Here is a 21923-nt window from a genome sequence, read left to right as displayed (position 1 = left end):
CAGGGGAGGGAGCGTTGTAGACCCCGCCTGTCTCAGCGTGATTGAGGGAGGATGGACAGGAGCCGTGTACGAGGCCCGTACGCACGGTTCTGTGAGAGGGATGAGGTGGGTATTGATCAACCCACCTCACCCTACTCGATTGTTCAGATTTGCTCAGCGGCTCGCCAACCTGCCTGAACCGCTTTCCGGTTGATCTCCAGCAAGGCTGGCTTTTTAAAGGTATTGGTTAAAAAAGATTCGAGATCATCAAGTTTGAACATTCCTGTTTTTTGAGCAATAAAGCCTAAGACAATGACGTTTGCTGCTTTGACCGTCCCTGCTGTTGAGGCCAGATCGGTCGCCGGCAGGGCGTACACTTTGCCTTGCAGGTCGTCCGGGATCTGATCGATCAACGAGCTGTTGTAGATGATCAGGCCGTCTTGCGGTACCAGCGGGCCGAACTTTTCCAGCGACGGGCGGTTGAGGGCGACCAGCACGTTCGGGTGGTCGACTACCGGACTACCGATGGCGTTTTTGCTCACCACTACCGAGCAGTTTGCAACTCCACCGCGCATCTCTGGGCCGTAAGAGGGCAGCCAGGTGACCTCCATGTGGCGCTCCATCGACAGCTGCGAAAACATCATGCCCAAAGAGAGGATTCCCTGACCGCCGAAGCCGGCGAACTTGAAGCGCAGCTCGTCCTGCAGCAGTTCGATCTGCTCTTTGCCGTTGTCATCGCTGGTGGTCAGGTTAAGCTGTTCCGCGATAGCGTCAAACTCGACCCGCTCGCATTTGCGCTGCTGTGGCGCGCGCTCCTCGATGAGATCTTTCAGTACGCCGAGCGGGTACTGCTGGCAGACGACTTCGTCTATCCAATCGCAGGCCTCCTTCGGATCCTTCTTCCAGTTGGTCGGACACTGCGAGAGCACCTCGACGAAGGCGTAGCCCTTCTTGTCGCGCTGAATCTCCAACCCTTTGCGGATCACCTTGATTGCCTGACGGACGTTCTTTGGTGAGTTGACCGCAACCCGCGCCGACAGCACCGGTGCTTCCAGCCCGGCGATCATTTCCGCCATGCGTAGGGGATAACCTTCGTTGAGCACGCTGCGGCCGCTCGGTGAGGTGGTCGAAACCTGGTCGATCAGGGTGGTTGGCGCAAGCTGGCCGCCGGTCATGCCGTAGATGTTGTTGTTGACGAAAAAGACGATCATGTTCTCGCCGCGGTTGGCGGCATGGATAGCGTTGCTGGTGCCGATCGCCGCCAGGTCGCCGTCCCCCTGGTAGGAGATGGTGACGCTGTCCGGGTTGGCGCGGCTGACGCCGGTCGCCACTGCCGAAGCGCGGCCGTGCGGAGCTGAGACGCTGGCGCTCTCGAAGTAGTAGTAGATGAAGACACCGCAACCGACCGGGCCGACGATGATGGTCTGGTCTTGGATACCGAGTTCAGCGACCAGATCGGCGATAATCTTATGCAGGGTGCCGTGGCCGCAACCGGGGCAATAGTGGGTGGTCTTCTGCATCGCCGGTTTGCGGGTGAAGGTGTCGAAGAACGCCGGGGATTTTTCGAATACTTTGGTCATGATTTCGACTCCTGCAGACACTTCTCGGCTTGTGCCACCAGCTCTTTCAATTCCGGCAGGTTGCCGCCGACCCGACCGTAGTGGGTCACCTTGTTGCTCGGCAGTGCCAGGCGGACATCCTCGACGAACTGGCCGCAGCTCAGCTCGACCGACAGCACCGGTACACCCGTCTCGACGACCTGCTGATAGGTTTTGCTCGGGAACGGCCAGAGGGTCTGCGGCCGGATCAGGGTGGCGTCGATGCCGCGCTTGTTCAGCCTGTCGATGGCACTGCGCAGCATCCGGCCGGTGATGCCGTAGCCGGTCAGCACAATATCCGGCACGTCAGCACCGTAAACCTCGGCCTGTGCCTCTTGCGCGCTGATCTCGGCGTACTTGGCATGCAGTCTGTTGATGTGTGCCTCCATGTCGTCAAAATCGAGGTAGATGGAGGTAACCAGGTTATCGTTGCTTGCCGGGGAGGTATCGAGCGCCCACGGCTTTTTAGTGCGGTGGTGCGGCTCTTCCTTGATGTCGATCGGCTCCATCATCTGTCCCAGCGTGGCGTCGGTGAGGATAAAGACCGGGCTGCGCCATTTGTCGGCAAGGTCGAAGGCCTTGATTGTCATGTGATAGGTTTCCTCGACCGAGGCTGGTGCCAGCACTATGGCGCGGTAGTCACCGTGCCCGCCCCCTTTGACCACCTGGAAGTAGTCACTCTGCTCCGGACCTATGTTCCCGAGGCCGGGGCCGACCCGTTGCACATCGACTATGACGCAGGGCAACTGGGCGCCGGCCAGATAAGAGACGCCCTCCATTTTCAGGCTGATACCGGGGCCGGAGCTGGCGGTCATTACCCGCAGGCCGGAAGAGGCCGAACCGAACACCATGTTGATGGCGCCGATCTCGCACTCGGCCTGAACGAAAACCTTGTTTAGCGGTAGAAAGTACTCGCTGGCGGACTGAGCGATCTCACTCGCAGGGGTGATCGGGTAGCCGTAGTAGGCGTCGCAACCGGCAACGAGGGCGCCGATCACCACCGCCTCATTACCTTTAACCAGTTTCTTCAAAACAGATACTCCTGTCGATTCCTCTCATGGTTTGATGACGGTAATTGCCCCCGGCTCCGGGCAGATCAGGTAACAGTTGGCGCAGCCGATACAGCCTTCCTTGGCGGCAACGGTGGCCGGGTATCCGAGCTCGTTGATCTTGTCCGAGGTCGCCAGGATGTCCTTCGGGCAGTGGATGATGCAGAGTCCGCAGGCCTTGCACAACTCCTCGTGGATAATCACCTTCGGTTGTTCTTTTTCCATATCCTCACTCATCGAATATATTGGCATTAATGCCGAGTTGTTCCGCTGCCATTTCGCGCAACTTGTACTTCTGGATTTTGCCGCTGGCGGTCATCGGGAAGGCCTCGACGAAAATGACATGTTTCGGCTTTTTGTAGGGAGCGATCTTGTTGCGGGTGAAGTCGATGACATCCTCTTCGCTGATATCTGCTCCATCCTTCTTGATGATGAAAGCGCCGACCACTTCGCCGTATTTTTTGTCCGGGATGCCGACCACCTGAACGTCGAGGATGCCCTCCATAGTGTAGAGGAATTCCTCTATTTCTCGCGGGTAGATGTTTTCTCCACCACGGATGATCATATCCTTGATCCGGCCAGTGATTTTGTAGTAGCCATCGGCATCGACCTCGGCCTGATCACCGGAGTGCAACCAGCCATCGGCATCGATCGCTTCGGCGGTTTGCTCCGGCAGGTTGTAGTAGCCCTTCATAATGTTGTAGCCGCGGCAGCAGAGTTCTCCTCGCTCACCAATGCCGACCTCTTTGCCGGTTTCCGGATCGATCAGCTTGACCTCAATCTCCGGTAGCGCTGCACCGACAGTGCCGGTCCGCTGGGCGACCGAGTCATCAGTGCGGGTCTGGGTGATGACCGGCGAGGCCTCAGTCAGCCCGTAAGCGATGGTGATGTCGGTGCAGTGCATTTTGCTCATCACCTGACGCATTGTCTCCTCCGGGCAGGGGGAGCCGGCCATGATTCCGGTTCGCAGCGAACTCATATCGAACATCGCGAACATCGAATGGGACAGCTCCGCGATGAACATGGTTGGCACGCCGTAGACCGCAGTGCATTTTTCCTTCTGCACCGCCGCCAGCACCAGCAGTGGATCGAACAGCTCCAGCGGCACTAGGGTGGTACCGTGGGTCAGCGCTGCCATTACCCCGAGCACGCAGCCGAAACAGTGAAACAGTGGCACCGGCAGGCACATCCGGTCGATCTCACTGAGTTTCTGCCGGTCACCGATATAGTAGCCGTTATTGAGGATGTTGTAGTGGCTCAGCTGCACTCCCTTCGGGAACCCGGTGGTGCCGGAGGTGTACTGCATGTTGATGACTTCATGCGCGTTGAGCGAGTTTTTGATCGAGTCAAGTTCCCTGTTGTCCGACTGGTCGCCGAGCAGCAACAGCTCGCGGGTGTTGTACAGGCCTCGGTGTTTTTCCTGACCGATGAAGATGACGCTACGCAATTCGGGGAACTTTTCGCTTCTCAGTTGACCACGCTGGCTGGTCTTCAGCTCCGGGATCAGCTCGTTGACCGTCTGCAGGTAGTCGTGATCGCGGAACTGCCCGATCAGCGCCAACGCTTTAAGGTCGGCCTGTTTAACCAGGTATTCCAGCTCGAAGCTGCGGTAGTGGGTGTTGATGGTCACCAGTACCGCGCCGATTTTGGCAGTCGCAAACATGAAGGTGAGCCAGTCGGGAACGTTAGTTGCCCAGATGCCGACATGATCCCCCTTGCCGATACCGATTGTCAGCATCCCCTTTGCCAGTTGGTCGACACGCGCATTGAATTGACTGAAGGTCCAGCGCAGGTTGCGGTCGGGGTAGACGATAAAGTCGTGGTCTGGCAGCCGCTTGACCTGATTCTCAAAAAAGGCACCGATGGTCTTATCTGTGTAGGGCATCAGAACCTCCTAACAGGGAGCGTAGACGACAGCGAGAATCTTTGCAGTCTGGTCACCTTTGGCGTGGACATCGTGGGGAACCACCGAGTCGTAATAGATACTCTGGCCGGCTTCCAGTTCATAAGTAGTTTTGCCGTAGTTAATCTGGACCGCGCCAGAGAGAACGTAGATAAACTCTTCCCCTTCGTGCCCGGAGAGGGGCGGGGCGTCACCGCTGCCCGGTTTGACGTCGATCAGGAACGGCTCCATGTGGCGATCCTTTTTCCCGGCCGCCATTGAGTAGAAATCGAGGTTGCTGCTGGTGGCTTGCGGATCTTTTCCGGAAAAGCGGATTACGTTCGGTGATTCCTGCACCTGGTAGACGACCGGGCTCTCCAGCGGGGCATCGTCCAAGAGGGTGCCGAGGCGGATGCCGAGAGCACGCGACAGTTCCATCAGCGGGGTCAGCGAGGGGATCAGGGCTCCCGCTTCGATCTGCCGGATCTGGTCGGCGTGGCAGAGGCTCTGCGCGGCCAACTGTTCGATGCTCATCTCCTTGGCTTCGCGCAGTTGACGGACCTTGGCTCCGATTTTGTTCGCGGCAGACATGTAAACTCCTTTTCAGACAGTGATTGGTACTGGAAAAACACTCAATATCCAATAAAATAAAAAGGTTGTCATAACCTGCCCGATCTGCTGAAAATCGTCAAGGTAGAAGTCAAATGACAATGGTGTTTTGTTTTGATTTCAGTAAACTGTTCTGCTGGCTTTTTTTCGGTGTACCTATCATGGGTTGCTTTGTTATGTTGTTTTAATGGAGGTAGTGGAAATGGATAAAAATATGTTTGCCAGTGACAACTACAGCGGTATCTGTCCGGACGCTTGGCAGGCATTGCAGACGGCAAACGGCGGATACAGCACTTCTTATGGCGACGACCCCTGGACGGCGAAAGCTTGCGACGCGTTGCGCGATTTTTTCGAGACCGATTGCCAGGTGTTTTTCGTCTTCAATGGTACCGCGGCAAATTCACTCGCTTTGGCGTCGCTCTGCCGCTCCTATCACAGTATTATCTGTCACGGCACCGCGCACGTCGAAACAGACGAATGCGGAGCGGTCGAATTTTTTTCCAACGGCACTAAGGTGCTGCTGGTATCAGGGGAGGATGGCAAGATAGACCCTGACGAGGTGACCCATACGGTAGAGCGGCGTAGTGACATCCATTATCCGAAGCCCAAGGTACTCAGTATCACCCAGGCAACCGAACTAGGGACCCTCTACTCGGTTGATGAAATGAAGGCGGTTGGTGAATTGGCGAGAAGGCACCAGCTGAAACTGCATGTAGACGGTGCTCGTTTTGCCAATGCGCTGGCCACGCTTCAGGTACCAGCTGCACAACTGACCTGGAAGGCTGGCGTTGATGTGCTGACTTTCGGTGGGACCAAGAACGGCATGCCGGTCGGCGAAGCGGTGGTTTTTTTCGACAAGACGCTGGCCGAGGAGTTTGACTATCGCTGCAAACAGGCCGGGCAGCTGGCGTCGAAGATGCGCTACCTAGCCGCCCCCTGGGTCGGCATGCTGGAGCAGGGAGCATTGTTGAAGAATGCTGCCCACGCCAATAAATGCGCCAAACTGTTGGCGGAGAAGTTGTTGACGGTTCCGCAAATCAGACTGGTTCACCCGGTGCAGGCCAACGCGGTTTTTGTGCAGATGCCAGAGGCACTGATTGATGCCTTGCATGCTGGCGGTTGGCACTTTTATACTTTCATCGGTTCCGGGCATGCGCGGTTTATGTGTTCCTGGCAAACCTGCGAAGAAGAGATTCTCCGCTTTGGTGCGGAACTGACGAAAGTCGCCGCAGAGCTGCAAATGGGGTAAACGGGAAAGATGGGTACTTTTAGAGATTTTGACTCGATTATTAAAAACATGGGGGAATTGCCACCATCACCGATTGTCGCGACCAAACTGCTCGAACTGTTGCGCGATCCCAATTTGCATCTCAAAGCGTTGGCCAATGCTGTTTCCCTTGATCCGGTGATTTCAGCTAGGCTGCTGCGGATGGCCAACTCGGCTTTCTACGAGCAGCAAAAACAGGTCAACTCGGTCGACCGGGCGATTATCGTTATCGGCGAAGATGCCCTGAAGAACCTGGCGATGGAGTACAGCCTGCGAAATGCTCACAAAACCTACGGAGTGCTGGAACGGCGGCTGTGGGAAATGTCGATCGGCTGTGCGGTCGGTTGCCGGATGATTGCCGATCGGTTGACCAAAATCGACAAAAGCGAAGCCTATCTGACCGGTTTGCAGCATCATATCGGCAAAGTGCTGATGGTCAACCGGAACAAGGATCTTTACAAAGAGGTGGTGCAGATCGTCGAGGCTGGTAAAGGGGAACTGCGCGATGTCGAGAAAGGCTTATTCGCCTACTCACACGAATTGATCGGGGCGGCCCTGCTTGACTACTGGAATTATCCGGAGAGTATCGTTAACGCCACGCTGCACCATCATGATTTCGAAACGCTGGACCCAGAAGAAGAGTATGAGGTCTACACGCTCTGCGCTATTCTCTCAATTGCGACTGGCTTTTGCCGTTTTTATGGAATCGGCCGTTCACAACCTGATGAAGGTATCGATCTAACCGCCAACAAAGGGGTCTTGGCTCTGGAAGCCAACATGCTGGTAGTTGATGAACTTCTCGACAAGTTCTATCCGCTTTTCGTTAAAGAGCGCAACCTGTTCCTGTCTTGAGGCCTTGATGCGGCATCGACTGCCGTGCTAATTTCACAGCTGTTTTCTTCCCGTCAACTCTGTTTCGAAGGTGCCCGTCATGTGCAAGAAGATCTTTGTCGCCTCCACCGGGCAGAACACAGGTAAGACCACCACCAGCATCTCGCTGTTGCATCTGGCGCGCAAAAAGTACAAACGGGTCGGATTTATCAAGCCGTTCGGTCCCAAAGTGATCAACTATCAGGGGCAGGATGTTGATGTCGACGCCGCTTTGATGGCGAATGTTTACGGGATGGAGGATGACCTGACGCTGATGTCGCCAGTTGTGCTGCACTCGCAAACCACCCGCAAGGTGCTTGACGGAAGGCTTGATGCCAGCCATTACCTTGAGCGGATTGAGCAGGCGGTCATCGAATTGGAAAAGAAGTGCGACTTTCTGATCATCGAAGGGGCCGGCCACTCCGGAGTCGGTTCGGTGGTCGGGCTGAGCAATGCGCATGTTGCAAAACGGCTTGATGCTCCGGTGCTGATGGTTGCTGGCGGCGGAATTGGTAGCGTCATCGACGATATCCATCTGAATCTGGCAATATTTCGCGAGGCTGGTGCCGAGGTGCGGGTGATCCTGCCGAACAAGCTGCTCCATTCCAAGCGGGAGATGATTCTGCATTATCTCGATCTGGCGTTTCGCGACCGGGGCATCAAGGTGGTCGGTGGTTTCAACTATTCGCCGATCCTCGCCAACCCAACACTGCGCTATCTGTCGTCGATGCTGAAGCTGAAACTGAATGCCGACCAGAAGCTGGGTAGCCGGATTGTGCTGAATGTACAGCTGGGGGCCGCTTCGACCCAACGGGTGGTCGACAAACTGCTCGAATCGACGCTGGTGATCGTCACCAGCAGCCGTGACGAGGTGCTTGTGATGCTGGCGACCCTTTACCATCTGCCGGAGTTCAAGGACAAGATCGCCGGCTTGATTATCACCGGTGTTGCGCCGGTTGCCGATATCGTGCAGCGGGTTCTTGACGATGCCGAGATCCCCTATATGAGATCGACCCAGACCTCTGCGGAGGTTTACACTGCGATCCAGGCGGATGTTGCTAAAATTCGTACCGATGATTATCAGAAAATCGGTTTGGTGCAGCGCTTGGCGGAAACGGAGCTCGATTTCGCAACGATCGACTCCCTCTTTTAAGTTTATGTTCTGACAGGTTAAGGATCATATTTATGGGATTTTTAAGTAAGTTATTTGGGGGCGGCCCAACTATTGATGGACTGCGTAAGGCGATGGAGCAGAAGCGTTTTGCCGATGCCAGGGTGATGGTGGAGGAACTGCTGGAGAAGCCGTTGGCAGACGAGGAACTGGAGGAAGTGAAGCAACTGAAGGCTGCCGCAGGGGATGGGCTGGCACGGCTCAACCTGGATGAAGCGCTCGGTTACCAGCGCGCTGGCGAAGAGAAGCGCGCTGTTGAACATTTGGAGTTGGCTCTCGCGCAAGTCTGCAGTGTCGAGCTGCGCAAAGAGATCGAGGCGGCCGCTCTGCTTGCCCCGACCGTTGAGCCGCCGGAACAGGCTGCGATTGGACACAAGCATAGCGGCTCATGCTCGAGTTGTGGCCCGCAGGTGATGGAACCTCTCAGCAGTGATGACATCGAGTTTCCTGACCATGAAAGTCAACTGGAGTTGATTCTGACCTCCTACCCGCCGCAGATTGCAGAGCGCTACCAGCAGAAGGGGGAGCAGTTCCTGCAAGCGTTTCTGCTTTCCCACTCCGGTCAGGATGATGTCGCGTTAGCGCACTGGCAGCAGGTTCCGCCGATTGAACAGGACGAGCTGTACTGGTTCGAACTCGGTGCCGCCCAGGCTCGCGTTGGACAGGTAAAGCAGGCCTGCAAGAACTTGGAAAAAGCCCTGCAGCTAGCGCCCGGGTTGCTTCCCGCTTCCGAGATGCTGATTCAGGTGTTGGTTTCGCTTGGCGATGCCGAGGCGGCGATGAACCGGTTGGAGCAAATGTTGGAGCAGGGGCAGGATCCGGCTTTCTGTCATGTTCAGCTAGTGTTGGTGAGGTTGCAGCAACAGCAGCAGGGACAGGCATTGACACATGCTCGCCAAGCGCTGGCGCTCGGGGTTATCGATCCGAACTTTTTGCAGCTCGCGGCATCCTTGCTGGAGCAGGCCGGGGAGATGGAAGAGGCCGAGACAGTTCTGCGGCGTATTCCGTCTGGCGGTGGTTGCGGTGGGGGCGGCGGGATGAGTCTTCCACTGGCCGAGTTCTTACTGCGCCAGAAACGGGACCTAGGCAAGCTGCTCGACACTTTCAATGCCGCCTGCCGCCAGGACCCGCAGAACCCACGTTGGCAGCTGCGCGCCGCCCAGACGTACATGGCTCGCAACTGGACCAAAGAGGGGCTGGAGCTGTTGAACAAAGTTGTTCACGACCCACAGCTTGACCCGGAGTTGAAGCAGGAGGCCGAACAGCTGCTGGCCAGTCAGAAAGCTTAACGGATGCCGAACATCGAGGAGGTTAAAAGCTATCTGGTCGAACACCAGATTGAGGTCTGGGAGTATCAACAGCCGACACCGACCTGTGAAACCGCTGCCGCGGCGGTTGGTTGTAAGTCGGCGGAAATCGCCAAAACATTACTGTTTCTGGTCGGCGGACAGCCGGTGGCGGTCGTCACCTGCGGCGATATGAAGGTAAAAAGTTCGCTGCTGAAAAAAGCCTCAGGCCTCTCCGGCAAGGTCAAGCTGCCGCAGACCGAGGAGGTGCTGCAACATACCGGTTATGTGCCCGGCGGTGTTTGCCCTTTTCTGCTGCCGGAGCAGCTGCCGGTGCTGCTCGACATTTCGATGCAACGTTTTGCGCGGGTTTATGCCGCCGCCGGCAACGATTATTCCGCGGTGCCGATCACTTTCCCTCAGTTGCAACAATTGACAGGAGGCCAGCCGGTCGAAGTGTGTGAGCCGTTTTAACCAGGTTTTTGTTTTTTACCCGGATGCTTGATAAGCGGAGATAATAGAACATTTTTCCCTCGCTTTTCCCCCCAGTGTCAGGGCCTTTCATAGATTGTAGAGGAGGTAACCATCATGCTCGATTTGTTACGTCAACGGCGCAGCATCCGCAAATTCAAATCGCAGCCGGTTGAACCGGAAAAGGTTGAGCTGCTCTGTGAAGCGCTGCTGAGGGCACCGACTTCGCGGAATTTCCAGCCATGTGAATTCGTGCTGGTTGAAGATTCTGCATTGCTGAAGAAGCTGGCCGTCGCCAAGGCTCACGGGACATCATTCTTCAGTACTGCGCCTCTTGCGATAGTCGTTGCGGCTGACCCGCAGAAATCGGATGTCTGGATTGAGGACAGCTCAATTGCGGCGATCATCGTCCAACTGGCGGCCGAAGAGTTCGGCTTGAAGAGCTGTTGGGCGCAGCTGCGTCTGCGCCCGCATGAAGGTGATGAGAACGCTTCGGAATATGTCCGCAAGCTGGTCGGCCTGCCGGAAGGGATCGAGGTGCCGATGGTGATTGCCGTGGGCTATCCGGACGAGGAGAAAGCAGGCCATCCTCACTCAGAATTGCTGAACGAAAAAATTCATCGCAACCGTTATTTCGGTTAACCGATCAGCTCTGCCAGGATTGTCTCATAACACTGGCGATCCTGCTCCGAGAAACAGCAGAAAATAACTTTCTGCAGCGAACCCGGTTGCTGAAGAAAGGCCAGAGTTTCGCTCAGCGCGATCCGACAGGCCTGTTCGATCGGATAGCGATAAACCCCGGTGCTGATCGAGGGGAAAGCGATCGAACTCAGTTGCTCCTCTTTGGCCAGCCGCAGGCTGTTGCGGTAGCAGTTGGCCAGCAGCTCCGCCTCCCCCTGGTTGCCGCCGTGCCAGACCGGGCCAACGGTGTGGATAACTTTGGTGGCGGGAAGGTGATAGCCGGCGGTCATTTTCGCTTCGCCGGTCGGGCAGCCGTTCAGTGCGCGACATTCTTCCAGCAGTTGGGGGCCGGCGGCGCGGTGGATGGCCCCGTCGACGCCGCCGCCACCGAGTAAGCTGGTGTTGGCGGCATTGACGATTGCCGCGACCTTCAGCTGGGTGATATCGCCTTGGATGATTTTAATCTGTTCTGTCATCTTCTCCTCCTGATAACCCTGTGTCAGGTAAATATAGCGAAGCTTGGCCCAATTTCCAGCCATCGGAAAAGAGATGAAGTTTGCCCATTTGCATGACTGGACCCACGACTCCGCTGCCGCGATTGAGCTGCAGCGCGAGCTGACCCGGCAGGTCGTCTGTGAGGACCGGCTACCGGAAAAGCTTTCCACCATCGCCGGGGTTGACGTCTCCTGCCGGTTTCGTTCCCGCTTGTTTCATGCCGCAGTGGTGCTGCTCAGCTACCCTGACTTCAGACCGCTTGAAACCGTGACCGCCTCTCTGGAGGTTGATTTCCCTTATATCCCCGGCCTGCTCTCGTTTCGCGAACTGCCGGTGGTGTTGCTGGCGCTGGAGAAGCTGCAGCAGCTTCCCGACCTGTTGTTGGTCGATGGGCAGGGAATCGCTCATCCGCGGCGACTGGGTCTGGCTGCACATCTCGGGCTTTGGCTTGATCTGCCGACCATCGGCTGCGCCAAGACTCGCCTTTACGGCGAACACTTTACTGTGGGGGAGAATAAGGGGGATTTTTCTCGCTTATTCGATAAAAAGGGGAATCCGATCGGTACTGTTCTACGCAGCCGCAACGGGGTCAAACCGCTCTACATATCGCCGGGGCACTTGATCAGCGTCGAACGAGCGACCGCGTTGGCGCTCTCCTGTTGTGGCAGATACCGCCTTCCGGAACCGATTCGCGCAGCCCATGCGGCAAGTAATCGACAACGGCTGATGGTGGAAACCGGGCGCTCAGTGTAGCCCCTGGTTGCGCAAACCGGGACAGCCACTGAAACGACGTTGATGCGCAAAGCAGAGCAGCTGGCCGTTAAAACGCTCTGCCTGCTGGTGGCACTGTTCCAGCTCCTGTTCGTTCAGCGGTGCCCCGCAGAGGGCGCAATGGGGTGGCTGTTGTTTCTGCATCGGACATATCCCGTTAGGTAAATGACATATTGCCGATAATTGCTCTTGTTTGGAGAACCAAAAGGTAGTAAATAAAAACTCAGATTAGCCGAAGTTCACTTTTTCGTCACCAAAAGTTTTCATGCTGCAACAAAAAAAACTACCGTTCGTTATTCTCTTCCTGCTGTTTTTCCTCCCCGGTTGTAATGGCTCGTCGCCAAAACTGGCTCAATTGATGAAGTCGGATATCGATATGGTGGCTGATGCGCATATCGAACAAGTTGAAGCGCTGCTCAAGGAACTGGCAATCAAGCTGTATAAACGGAACCCGCGCGAATTGGAAAAACAGCCGCAGGCCAGTTTGGAGACTCGGTTGGAGCAGCTGTTCAGCAGCGACCGCGCTCTCGATTTTGCGGAGATCGAACATAAGCGCGGAGTCGAGGGGATTTTGTTGGCCCTTGAGCCAGGATATCAAAGCGACCGGGTTTTCCCGCTGATGGTCGGTCTGATTACGATGCTTCGCAGCTCCTACAACGATCTGTCGGAGTTTTTTCTCCTCGACAACCTTGATCCGCAAAAATTCTACAACAGCGCTCGCAATATAGAAGTGCTGGTTTGGCGCTTAAAAAGCCGCCTCGATGCGGAAGGCCAGCCCCTGCTGTTGACCAACAGCCTCGCGGCCGAAGAACCGAATTTGAGTTATGAACGGCTGTTCGGCAAGCTGATCGCACACCAGGATATGATGGCGCAGATCGCCGCAACCAAATGGGACCGGGTCATCAACCAGGTTGTGCAAAGCGCGGCGACATCAGTTTTTCTACCGGTCGGCTTTTAAAGCTGAAGTGGCAGAAAATAGTACTGGCGACCTCCGGTTTCTATTGATAGAAGAAAACAAACCTCCTAATCTCTCATCTCCAAAGGGGAGTAGCAACCGGCGGGAGAAATCACCGGCCCGCGATTCGCCATTACGGTGGCTGAACCACCCGGACGCGGGGTTACGACACAAAGTCGAAATCAGCAAGACCTTTACCAGAGCATTTAACCATGCTGCAGGTAAAGGTCTTTTTCTTTTACCTGTGGCACCAATTTTCGGAGGTAAAAGAAATGAATCGAATCAAAACCGCATTTTTACTCACCTGTCTCACCCTACGTCTGGTCGCTATGGGCAACGCCATCGGCGGCCATTCCGGAATGCTGATCGCTTTTGTCATTGCCGGCGCAATAAACTTCTTCAGCTACTGGTATTCAGACAAGATCGTCCTCAAGATGTACCGCGCCGAAGAAGTTACGTCTGCTGATTGTCCAGAATTCTACGGCATGGTTGTGCGGCTTACGCAGCGGGCGCAGTTACCGATGCCGAAGGTTTACGTTCTCCCGACCGAAACTTCGAATGCGTCCGCCACCGGCCGCAATCCGCAGAACGCAGCAGTAGCAGCCACCGAAAGGATCATGCGGATGCTTACTGCTGCAGAGCGGAGGGGGGTATGGCTCACGAACTGACCCATGTGCAGAACCGCGACACGCTGATTTTTACCGTTGCCGCGACCTTTGCCGGGGCGATCGGCATGCTTGGCAATATGCTGCAGTGGTCGGCAATTTTCGGCGGTGGCCAGGGCGATGAGGACGAGGGTGGCGGTCTGCTCGGCGGGTTGGTGTTGGCCTTTATCGCCTCGCTGGCGGCGCTGCTGATCCAGATGGCGGTTTCCCGCTCTCGCGAGATTCTCGCCGATGCCTCGGGAGCCAAGATTTACGGCAAGCCACAGGCGCTGGCAAGCGCATTGCGCAAGCTGCACAACGACGTTCACATTCGGCCGATGCAGGACGCGACACCGGAAACCTCGCATATGTTCATCGTCAACCCACTGCCTTCTGGTTCGATGCTGAAACTGTTCTCAACCCACCCGCCGGTCGAAGAGCGGGTTGAGCACCTGGAGGCAATGAATTACTGAGATTGTCGGGTAATGGTTTGTCCATGAGCGCCAGCGGACACTCGATGACGCCCGGAGAGTATCTTGTCAGACTCGGCAAAGCACCAAAATTAAACTGGCCAAATAACCAAAATGGTTATGTTCCGGCCCCTGCAAACGTATTGCTGACGGGTAACCTAGTGAAATTATTGCCAGGAAGAATTGGCGGCTAGATTGGCACAGGCTTTGCCTTTTTAGTTCTTTGTTCCGATTGGCTTGTCAGATCAAGGACAAGTCATTTTCAGCAGGTAGAAAGGTGTCGCTATGAAGAATGTGTATCGTGCGATTGTTGATGCGGCGTGCGGGTTTTTTCATCATGAGCCGGAAGCAATCCGTCTCTCCCTCCGCAGCCGTCGCTCGTTGCGTTGGCTTTCACTGCATACCCGCAATGACCGGAAGCTCTGGTAAACGTCCGGAACGAAAGGTTTGAGCAGGCGCAAGCTTCAGTTTGGAAAAGATTGGGTAAAAACATGGGCCACTTAATCGTTTGATCAAGTGGCCCTATATGTTTTCAGACTAAATCCCACTGCTTAAAATACGGTTTACCTGGCTAGGTGCTCTGAATAGCCCGATTTACGCAAATCATTCAATTTGTAGCCGTTGGAAATCAGGTTGAGAATTTCAGCTTCAACTTTTTTCGGCGTGTTTTCCTTGATTGCCATGATGGCAATCCGCTTTTCCCGATCCTCATTCTTAACCATTTTTTCCTCCTTTCCGACTGTTGTCAAAAACTGTCAAACTATACCAATTGATAGGTGCAAATACCAGCAATTGTTTTAGCGAAATTGAATTTATTTAGCCTCGTTGTTGGTTGGCCAGTCATATCAGCACATTCTGGATATTGTCAATTTATTCGCCCTTTATGGGTTGATTTTATCGCCCAGCAATGTAAGTCTGCTGTAAAGAGGTAATTAGCTTTGGACGATTTTTATCGTCCTTTCTTTTTTACGGATTCATTCAGGAGAAATTCATGGCTGCAGAAGCAGGAAACAAAGTCAAAGTACATTACACCGGAACTTTCGATGACGGTCAGGTGTTCGATTCCTCGCGCGAAGCACAACCGCTCGAGTTTGAACTGGGGGCCGGGCAGGTGATTCCGGGTTTCGATCAGGCGATCATGGGGATGGAAATCGGCGAATCGAAAAAGGTGCGGATCCCGGAGGTGGAAGCTTACGGCCCTTATAATCCAGAGATGGTTTTCACTACCGATCAAAGCCAGTTCGCCGAAGGTGTAACGCCGGAGGTCGGCCAGCAATTTCAAGCCGAGACCCCGGATGGCCAGCCATTGTTCCTGGTTGTTAAAGAGGTCTCCGAAGAAGGGGTCGTGATGGACGCCAATCATCCGATGGCGGGCAAAGATCTCAATTTTGACCTTGAACTTGTCGAGATTCTCTAAACCGATTTAGCCACGTTTGGACAAGAATACAGGTCCGTCTCCTGAAAAGGGGGCGGGCCTGTTTTTATTTGCAGTACTTATGCTATTAATGACTTAATTGAGTTCAAATCCAAAGGATTGGGAGGATGCTGATGAAGATCGATTGGGCCTATCTGCGCAAAGGGTGAACCTCTTGTAAAAATGCTCAAGAGTTTCTTGAGAATGTGAAGGTGGAAGCGGCAGAAGTGGTCGATGCACGCAAACAGAAGATCGATGTGGATCAGGCGTGGGAGTTGGTCAAGGGAGCCGATTCGATTGCCGTTGCCAAGGGGAAGAAGGTGCAGCGGTTTGAAGCTGTAAGCGATGAAAAAGAGGCGGTGTTAAAAAGCGTCATGGGACCGAGCGGCAACCTGCGGGCACCGACCTACCGAGTTGGCAACGATTACGTGATTGGGTTCAATCTTGACCTTTATCAAGAATGGGTTAAATAGCTAGATGGCCCGGTTCCGGTTGCTGGAGCATACTGCGGATATTGGGATAGAGGCAGCGGGGGAGAGTCTCGCCGACCTTTTTCAACAGACCGCTTTTGGGTTGCGGCAAGTGATCACCTCTTCCGCGATTTCTCTGCAGCAGGAAAGGCGCGTTAGCATTACCGCCGAAGATCGCGAGGAGCTGCTGGTCAACTGGCTGAGCGAGCTGCTCTACCTGTTCGAGTCGGAACTGTTCCTGGCGGCTGAGATCGATATCGAGAGCATCGATGAGCGGAACCTGCTGGCCCGGCTCCGTGGGGAGGTTGTCGACCCGACAAAAATAGACATTGAGCGGGAGGTTAAAGCGATCACCTATCATCAGATCAAGGTGGAAGAACACACTGATGGCTGGCGAGCACAGGTGTTTGTCGATCTTTAAAAAGGAACGGCTGGATGAACGATATCAAGGTTGAACAGATTGATAGCTGCCGTTGGCGGATTCCTCGGCAGGGTGCGATGCGTACCGACGGGCTGGTGTTTGCTAGCCGCCAGATGATGCGCGACCTGCGCCGCGAGAAAGCGCTCGAACAGGTCTGCAATGTCGCTACCCTTCCCGGCATTGTCGGTCCCTCCATCGCCATGCCCGACATCCACTGGGGGTACGGTTTTCCGATTGGCGGGGTGGCCGCGTTTGACGAGAACGATGGCGTTGTTTCTCCCGGCGGGGTCGGTTACGACATCAACTGCGGGGTACGTCTGCTGCGTTCCGGACTCAGTGTCGAAGAGGTCAGGCCGCGGATCGAAGCGTTGGCCAATGAGCTTTACCGCAATATTCCTTCCGGGGTCGGTTCACACCGGCGCGACCTGAAATTGAGTGTCCCCGAGGAACGTAAGGTGCTGAAAAAAGGGGCGGCCTGGGCGGTGGAAAATGGCTTCGGAAGCGCCGAAGATCTTGAGCATATTGAGGCGGGGGGAGCCATCGAAGGTGCCGATCCGGGTTTGCTCTCCGATCGAGCGCTGGAGCGGGGGAGGAACCAGCTCGGCACTTTGGGGTCGGGTAACCATTTCCTGGAAATTGAGCTGGTTGAGGAGATTGGTGATGAGCAGGCGGCCAACCTGCTTGGCCTGTTTCCGGGGCAGGTGGTTGTTTCCATCCACACCGGCAGCCGTGGGCTGGGCTACCAGGTCTGCGACGATCACCTCAAGCTGATGCAACGTGCCGCGAAGAAGTATGGTATTGAACTGCCCGACCGACAGCTCTGTTGCGCCCCGCTGAGCAGCCCGGAAGGCAAAGAATATCTGGCGGCGATGGCTGCGGCGGCTAATTTCGCGTTTGCCAATCGGCAACTGATCACCGCCTGGGTGCGCGAGAGCTTCGAGCATGTGCTGAGCAAAGGACCGTCTGACTTGCGCATTTCGACAATTTACGACGTCTGTCATAATATCGCCAAGTTCGAAACCCATCATTATCAGGGGAAAAAGCGTCGTCTTTGTGTACATCGGAAAGGGGCTACACGAGCATTTCCGCCGGGCCACCCGGAGACCCCGGCCCTCTATCGAAGCATCGGGCAGCCGGTGTTGATTCCGGGCGATATGGGGCGCTATTCCTACGTTCTGGTTGGGACCGAAGCCGGTTTTGGTGAAACTTTCGGCTCCACTTGCCACGGGGCGGGGCGGGTGCTGTCGCGGCAAAAGGCGAAAAAACTTGCCCGTGGGCGCCAGATCGAAGCGGAACTGGCCGAGCGGGGGATTATTGTGCGTGCCTCGTCGCGGGCAACCGTGGCCGAGGAGATTTCAGAAGCGTACAAGGATGTGCTCGATGTGGTTTCGGTGGTCGAACAGGCTGGGATCGGCAAGATCGTCGCTCGGCTGAAGCCGTTGGCGGTGGTTAAGGGGTAGTTTTATTTTCGATGTCCGGCCAACGCAAAATCATCCACATCGACATGGACGCCTTTTATGCGTCGGTCGAACAGCGTGACAACCCTCAGCTGCGGCACAAACCGGTGATCGTTGGTGGCGATCCAGGAGGACGTGGGGTGGTGGCGACCTGCTCCTACGAGGCGCGCCGCTTCGGGATCCATTCAGCCATGTCCTGTGCCCGCGCCTACCGACTTTGTCCGCAGGCAATCTTCGTTCGACCACGTTTTGACGCTTACCGGACAGTATCAGTGCAGATCCGCGAGATCTTCCATCAATACACCGACCTAGTCGAGCCGCTTTCCCTTGATGAAGCCTACCTCGATGTTACAGGGAACAAGCCGGGCATTCAGTCGGCCACCTGGGTGGCGCAGGAAATTCGGCAGAAAATCCGGCAGACTACTCGGCTGACCGCTTCTGCGGGCGTCTCCTACAACAAGTTTCTCGCTAAGCTCGCTTCCGATATGAAGAAGCCGGATGGCTTGACGGTCGTGACGCCCGAGCAGGCGCAAGGTGTTATCGACAGTCTGCCGGTGCGCCGTTTTCATGGCATTGGCCGGGTGACCGAGAAGAAAATGCAGCAGCGGGGCATTCTGACCGGTGCAGATCTGAAGCGGCATTCGCTGGCAGAGCTGCAGCAACTGTTCGGCAAGGCAGGTAGTTATTACTACAGCATCGCCCGGGGGATCGACCTGCGCCCGGTGCAGCCAAACCGAGTGCGCAAGTCGATCGGCAAGGAAACGACTCTGTCGGAGGATATTGCTGATCGCGGCCAGATGCTGACGATTATCGGCGACTTGGCTGAGCGGGTCGCGGGACTGCTGCAGGCCAAGGAAACCAGTGGGCTGACCCTGACATTGAAGGTGAAATATGCCGATTTCCAGACGGTAACGAGGGCGTTCACTCGGATGAACCGATCGAACAGGCGGCTGAAATGCTGTGTCTGGCAGAAGAATTGTTGGATAAAACCGAAGCGGGGGAGCGACCAGTGCGGCTGCTGGGGTTGACGATTTCCGGCTTGACCAGCGACCTCCCTGCTGAAGAGCCTTTACAGTTGGAGCTGCCGTTCCCATAATCGCTCTATTTAGCTTTCTGAAAGTTTCTTTTTCTCCTTTTCGAAACATTCGGGACAGATGCCGTGGGAAAAGCTTGCTTCCGAATGAGAGCGAGGATAGGTTTCCAGCTGTTTCCATCTTCCTTCGTCATCCCGAATTTTTTACAGTAGGAGCAGATCGGCAATATCCCGTGCAGCGTTTTGATTTCGGCTAGACTTTACTGAAGTTGTTGTTTGAAAGAATGAGTTGCTGTTGCATGGCGTTTGCATTGACGATCCGGTTATGCCCCCAAAAGGTGAAGAGCGCTATCGCGATCATGCCCGCAAGCCAAAAAATGATCAGCATCTTGCGAATGTTATCAAGGGTCTCCCGTTCCAGATCCAGGTAGCTTCCCATTGCTACCCTGACACCGATCCCGCCGCCTAAGTCGCCAACTTTATAGCCCTGAATGGCGTGGCATTTAAGGCAGCTTTCTTGGGTGTGCATTGGCCTGATCAGTTGCAGAAAGGTGCCTTCAGGCTCTGTTTTGACCTCAAAAAACTCATTCATCTCTGGATTTTCCAGTGCCTTCAGGGCGTTTTCGCCCCAGGCATCCGGTTTGTTGATCGGATTCAGCTGCTTGAGGCCGGTGATAATCCCTTTGGTTCCATACATCTTTTCATAATCGGACATCATCTGCCGGAGTATGTAGGCCGGGTTCATCAGGGTCAGTTTTTCCAGTTGGGGGTTAAATATCCCGGGTGGGAACATGGCTCAGGTAGGGGGTGGGCGGAGTTTTTTCTGAAACCGGCACATAGACCCCATCGTGATCGGCAGCCCAGTGGCGAAACGCCAGGTCTTTGTAGCAGGCGGTGTAGGCTTCCTTATTGGCCAGGGAAATGGAATTATCTTTTTCGTGCGAGCGGGCGGCTCCCTAAGAGAGGAAGAGGATAAAGCTCCTGAGCAGGGCGAGGATAACGGCAAACAGCAGAAAATGTCGTTGACTGGTCATTTTCTCCCTTCGTTGTCAATAAATAACAACAATATGGTATTTTGTGAAACATTTAAATTTTGTGGTAGGAAACAAGCGGAAGTAGGTTGCCGATAGTGTCAGCGAAGTGCCAGAAACCAGCAGAAAATTGTTATGCAGAGCGTGACAAGAGCGAGAACCCGTTGCCAACGCCGGGAAAGAGGGGGGCGTTTGTCCAGGTAAAGTGCAGCCAGCAAACCGAGGGCAATGCCACTGGCGAAACCGAAAAGGTGAGCGCCGATATCGGTGTTTTCTCCACCGACGCCGAGAAGGGCGAGCAGGGCGAGCGCTGCGGCAAGTGGGATTGGCCAGCGGTGACGTAAACTGGTTCGGTAGCGCAGCATATTGATCGTCGCCAGTAATCCGACAGCACCGAAAACCGCCGTGGAGGCGCCGATCGAGCGATGGGCCGGGGTTTGCATCAAGGCGTTGAGCAGGTTGCCGCTGGCGCCGCTGGCAAGCACCAGGCTCCAACCGAGGCCGGCCCCGAGATCCCGACAGATACGATTGACGAAGATTCCGCCTATGATGATATTGCCGGCCAGGTGTATGCCACCCGAATGCAGGGTCAGGGCAGTGACTACGCGCCACCACTGGCCGGCGAGAATCTGATCGGCAGCAGCATTGCCGAGTTGGTACCAGTTGACCGGTGAGTGGCCGAGCAGATCGATCTGTTTCTGCGTCAAAACATGGAATAGGGCGAGGGCGATCAACACCCAGATGGTGGTGACGGTGTTATCCTGCTGCGGGGGGAGTTCTGGTAACGGGGGTGGCCAGTTCCGGTTGGCTTTTTCGTATGCCTGCAATTCATCGAGCGCCTGCTGGTAGCTGCGCGTCGGCACCAGCAGCAGCCAGCCGTGTTCCAGCCGTTGACTGTGGCAGGGGATCTGCCGGGCCTGCAGCACCAGGGTCCAGATGCGTAGCTGACGCTTTGACAGCGGGCGGTTTTGCAGGCCATCTGTCAGTTGAATCGGAATGGCAACCCAATCGAGCTGATCGATGGAGATTGAGTTTTTTTCGAGCATGACTTATCTTCGCAAATGATTTCAGGATGAACGTCAACGAACGGGATTTTCTCATTTTCCTTATTTGTAGCGGAATTTTATGACTGTTGCCAGTCTTGCCCAAGAGTTAGGGCTTTGGGAAGAAATTTGTGAAAATATTCACTGTTTTTCCGGGCGCAAAAGCAGGCGGCTGATTGATCGGTTGGCTACCTTGCCGATACAGCGTAGCCGGGCGACCCGCCGCTTAGGCAGCTACGTCACGCGGAACGGTCGGCCGTTCTGCATCCGGTTGCAGTTCGCTCAGGAGCCGGAGAACCTCAAACAGACCCTGCTGCACGAGATCGCACATGCCTGTGATCATTTTAGCACACGATTTGCCATTCGCTTCCGGCGTGCCCATGGGCCGAGCTGGCAGGCTTGGGCAAAAGCGCTCGGAACCTCGGTGAAAAGCTGCGGCCGCAGCGAGGCGCTCGACCAGTTGCATCGGCAACGGCTCAAACTGGTAGCGGTCTGTCAAAATTGCGGTGCCGAGTTTCACCGGGTAAGGCGCCTGAATCAGGGGCGCAAGTATGTTCACCCCTCTTGCGGCGGGCCTTTGCGGCTGCTTTAACACTTCGCCGGGAAGTCTCCTTCCGAAAGGTGGGGGATGAAAGGCGAAAATGTTTTTTGTTGTAAAATGTTCAGTTCTACCTGATTATATAAACATGAGATACAGAACAGACAAGGGTGTACATTCGGTATACAGTCTTCAGTTCCACTATGTCGCATGCGTCAAGTACAGAAAAAAGGTCTTCAGCGACAACATTTCTTCTCGCCTTAAGGAAATCAACCTTTCCGTGGCCGAGAAATTCGGTGTTGAGATTATTGAGCAGGA

The 21923-nt window shown here is 55.2% G+C and carries 27 protein-coding genes and 2 pseudogenes; 19 read left to right on the top strand and 10 right to left on the bottom strand.

Annotated features, from left to right (window positions below; translation table 11 throughout):
• Positions 1 to 143: 143 nt before the first annotated feature.
• Genes Q7J88_RS14810 through Q7J88_RS14790 form a run of 5 tightly spaced genes read right to left on the bottom strand, consistent with a single transcriptional unit; the run spans position 144 to position 5099 of the window.
• Positions 144 to 1559: a 2-oxoacid:acceptor oxidoreductase family protein gene (locus Q7J88_RS14810; RefSeq protein ID WP_303723012.1), complete on the bottom strand. Its 1416-nt coding sequence runs from the start codon at positions 1557 to 1559 to the stop codon at positions 144 to 146.
• Complete coding sequence (vorB, locus tag Q7J88_RS14805) at positions 1556 to 2608, bottom strand: 3-methyl-2-oxobutanoate dehydrogenase subunit VorB (protein ID WP_303723011.1); 1053 nt, start codon at positions 2606 to 2608, stop codon at positions 1556 to 1558. The genes Q7J88_RS14810 and vorB overlap by 4 nt, the downstream gene beginning before the upstream one ends.
• Positions 2609 to 2632: 24 nt before the next feature.
• A complete protein-coding gene (locus Q7J88_RS14800) occupies positions 2633 to 2851 on the bottom strand; it encodes a ferredoxin family protein (protein ID WP_303723010.1) in 219 nt (72 codons plus the stop codon).
• A 4-nt stretch (positions 2852 to 2855) separates the two neighbouring features.
• A complete protein-coding gene (locus tag Q7J88_RS14795; protein ID WP_303723009.1) occupies positions 2856 to 4511 on the bottom strand; it encodes an AMP-binding protein in 1656 nt (551 codons plus the stop codon).
• A gap of 9 nt (positions 4512 to 4520) precedes the next feature.
• The gene (locus tag Q7J88_RS14790) at positions 4521 to 5099 is read right to left on the bottom strand and encodes a helix-turn-helix domain-containing protein (protein WP_303723008.1); all 579 of its coding nucleotides are present in this window, start codon (positions 5097 to 5099) and stop codon (positions 4521 to 4523) included.
• A gap of 220 nt (positions 5100 to 5319) precedes the next feature.
• On the opposite strand from Q7J88_RS14790, the gene Q7J88_RS14785 reads away from it, so the two are divergent.
• From Q7J88_RS14785 to Q7J88_RS14760, 6 genes are all read left to right on the top strand, one after another.
• Positions 5320 to 6366, top strand: coding sequence for a low specificity L-threonine aldolase (locus Q7J88_RS14785; protein WP_303723007.1), 1047 nt, complete (start codon positions 5320 to 5322; stop codon positions 6364 to 6366).
• Between the two features lie 9 nt (positions 6367 to 6375).
• Entirely contained in the window at positions 6376 to 7236 is an 861-nt protein-coding gene (locus Q7J88_RS14780) for an HDOD domain-containing protein (protein WP_303723006.1), read from the top strand.
• 79 nt (positions 7237 to 7315) lie between these two features.
• Complete coding sequence (locus tag Q7J88_RS14775; protein WP_303723005.1) at positions 7316 to 8407, top strand: phosphotransacetylase family protein; 1092 nt, start codon at positions 7316 to 7318, stop codon at positions 8405 to 8407.
• A gap of 32 nt (positions 8408 to 8439) precedes the next feature.
• Positions 8440 to 9714, top strand: coding sequence for a lipopolysaccharide assembly protein LapB (locus Q7J88_RS14770; RefSeq protein WP_303723004.1), 1275 nt, complete (start codon positions 8440 to 8442; stop codon positions 9712 to 9714).
• Between the two features lie 3 nt (positions 9715 to 9717).
• The gene (locus tag Q7J88_RS14765; protein WP_303723003.1) at positions 9718 to 10185 is read left to right on the top strand and encodes a YbaK/EbsC family protein; all 468 of its coding nucleotides are present in this window, start codon (positions 9718 to 9720) and stop codon (positions 10183 to 10185) included.
• Positions 10186 to 10299: 114 nt separating this feature from the next.
• The gene (locus tag Q7J88_RS14760; RefSeq protein ID WP_303723002.1) at positions 10300 to 10824 is read left to right on the top strand and encodes a nitroreductase family protein; all 525 of its coding nucleotides are present in this window, start codon (positions 10300 to 10302) and stop codon (positions 10822 to 10824) included.
• Here the strand turns inward: Q7J88_RS14760 and Q7J88_RS14755 are convergent.
• Complete coding sequence (locus Q7J88_RS14755; RefSeq protein ID WP_303723001.1) at positions 10821 to 11339, bottom strand: O-acetyl-ADP-ribose deacetylase; 519 nt, start codon at positions 11337 to 11339, stop codon at positions 10821 to 10823. The genes Q7J88_RS14760 and Q7J88_RS14755 overlap by 4 nt on opposite strands.
• A gap of 73 nt (positions 11340 to 11412) precedes the next feature.
• Here Q7J88_RS14755 and nfi point away from each other — a divergent pair, with 73 nt between their 5' ends.
• Complete coding sequence (gene nfi, locus Q7J88_RS14750; protein ID WP_303723000.1) at positions 11413 to 12111, top strand: deoxyribonuclease V; 699 nt, start codon at positions 11413 to 11415, stop codon at positions 12109 to 12111.
• On the opposite strand, the gene Q7J88_RS14745 is transcribed toward nfi, so the two are convergent.
• On the bottom strand, positions 12103 to 12273 hold the full coding sequence (locus tag Q7J88_RS14745; protein WP_303722999.1) for a hypothetical protein: 171 nt from the start codon (positions 12271 to 12273) through the stop codon (positions 12103 to 12105). The genes nfi and Q7J88_RS14745 overlap by 9 nt on opposite strands.
• 121 nt (positions 12274 to 12394) lie before the next feature.
• On the opposite strand from Q7J88_RS14745, the gene Q7J88_RS14740 reads away from it, so the two are divergent.
• The 3 genes and pseudogenes from Q7J88_RS14740 (at position 12395) to Q7J88_RS14725 (ending at position 14627) form a co-directional block, all read left to right on the top strand.
• Entirely contained in the window at positions 12395 to 13087 is a 693-nt protein-coding gene (locus Q7J88_RS14740; protein WP_303722998.1) for a hypothetical protein, read from the top strand.
• Between the two features lie 269 nt (positions 13088 to 13356).
• Positions 13357 to 14201, top strand: a pseudogene (locus Q7J88_RS15515) (zinc metalloprotease HtpX).
• Between the two features lie 282 nt (positions 14202 to 14483).
• Positions 14484 to 14627, top strand: a complete 144-nt coding sequence (locus Q7J88_RS14725) for a hypothetical protein (RefSeq protein ID WP_303722995.1) — start codon at positions 14484 to 14486, stop codon at positions 14625 to 14627.
• Positions 14628 to 14761: 134 nt separating this feature from the next.
• On the opposite strand, the gene Q7J88_RS14720 is transcribed toward Q7J88_RS14725, so the two are convergent.
• On the bottom strand, positions 14762 to 14920 hold the full coding sequence (locus tag Q7J88_RS14720; RefSeq protein WP_303722994.1) for a hypothetical protein: 159 nt from the start codon (positions 14918 to 14920) through the stop codon (positions 14762 to 14764).
• 269 nt (positions 14921 to 15189) lie between these two features.
• On the opposite strand from Q7J88_RS14720, the gene Q7J88_RS14715 reads away from it, so the two are divergent.
• From Q7J88_RS14715 to Q7J88_RS15510, 6 genes and pseudogenes are all read left to right on the top strand, one after another.
• Positions 15190 to 15615, top strand: a complete 426-nt coding sequence (locus tag Q7J88_RS14715) for a peptidylprolyl isomerase (protein WP_303722993.1) — start codon at positions 15190 to 15192, stop codon at positions 15613 to 15615.
• Positions 15616 to 15794: 179 nt separating this feature from the next.
• Positions 15795 to 16085 (top strand): annotated as a pseudogene (locus Q7J88_RS14710) (ArsC family (seleno)protein); the annotation flags it as partial.
• A gap of 4 nt (positions 16086 to 16089) precedes the next feature.
• The gene (locus Q7J88_RS14705) at positions 16090 to 16503 is read left to right on the top strand and encodes an archease (protein WP_303722992.1); all 414 of its coding nucleotides are present in this window, start codon (positions 16090 to 16092) and stop codon (positions 16501 to 16503) included.
• A 14-nt stretch (positions 16504 to 16517) separates the two neighbouring features.
• Positions 16518 to 17963 (top strand): RtcB family protein, encoded by a 1446-nt coding sequence (locus tag Q7J88_RS14700; RefSeq protein WP_303722991.1) that lies wholly within the window; start codon positions 16518 to 16520, stop codon positions 17961 to 17963.
• Between the two features lie 11 nt (positions 17964 to 17974).
• Positions 17975 to 18988 carry a DNA polymerase IV gene (gene dinB, locus Q7J88_RS14695; protein WP_303722990.1) on the top strand — a complete coding sequence of 338 codons (1014 nt, stop codon included), beginning with the start codon at positions 17975 to 17977 and terminating at the stop codon, positions 18986 to 18988.
• Positions 18937 to 19056: a hypothetical protein gene (locus tag Q7J88_RS15510; protein ID WP_369682054.1), complete on the top strand. Its 120-nt coding sequence runs from the start codon at positions 18937 to 18939 to the stop codon at positions 19054 to 19056. The genes dinB and Q7J88_RS15510 overlap by 52 nt, the downstream gene beginning before the upstream one ends.
• A gap of 190 nt (positions 19057 to 19246) precedes the next feature.
• On the opposite strand, the gene Q7J88_RS14690 is transcribed toward Q7J88_RS15510, so the two are convergent.
• On the bottom strand, positions 19247 to 19738 hold the full coding sequence (locus tag Q7J88_RS14690) for a DUF3365 domain-containing protein (protein ID WP_303722989.1): 492 nt from the start codon (positions 19736 to 19738) through the stop codon (positions 19247 to 19249).
• 103 nt (positions 19739 to 19841) lie between these two features.
• Between Q7J88_RS14690 and Q7J88_RS14685 the strand changes: the two genes are divergently transcribed.
• Positions 19842 to 20123, top strand: coding sequence for a hypothetical protein (locus Q7J88_RS14685; RefSeq protein WP_303722988.1), 282 nt, complete (start codon positions 19842 to 19844; stop codon positions 20121 to 20123).
• A gap of 2 nt (positions 20124 to 20125) precedes the next feature.
• Here Q7J88_RS14685 and Q7J88_RS14680 read toward each other — a convergent pair whose 3' ends face one another.
• On the bottom strand, positions 20126 to 21070 hold the full coding sequence (locus Q7J88_RS14680; protein WP_303722987.1) for a rhomboid family intramembrane serine protease: 945 nt from the start codon (positions 21068 to 21070) through the stop codon (positions 20126 to 20128).
• Between the two features lie 79 nt (positions 21071 to 21149).
• Between Q7J88_RS14680 and Q7J88_RS14675 the strand changes: the two genes are divergently transcribed.
• A complete protein-coding gene (locus tag Q7J88_RS14675) occupies positions 21150 to 21659 on the top strand; it encodes a SprT-like domain-containing protein (protein WP_303722986.1) in 510 nt (169 codons plus the stop codon).
• A 49-nt stretch (positions 21660 to 21708) separates the two neighbouring features.
• Positions 21709 to 21923: transposase (locus Q7J88_RS15505; protein ID WP_369682053.1), on the top strand; the 215-nt coding region annotated here is incomplete at its 3' end.

Source organism: Malonomonas rubra (genome assembly GCF_003247215.1).
In the GTDB taxonomy this organism is placed as follows: domain Bacteria; phylum Desulfobacterota; class Desulfuromonadia; order Desulfuromonadales; family Geopsychrobacteraceae; genus Malonomonas; species Malonomonas rubra_A.
The sequence above is the reverse complement of the archived record's forward strand: the minus strand, read 5'-3'. Positions and strand labels throughout refer to the sequence as shown.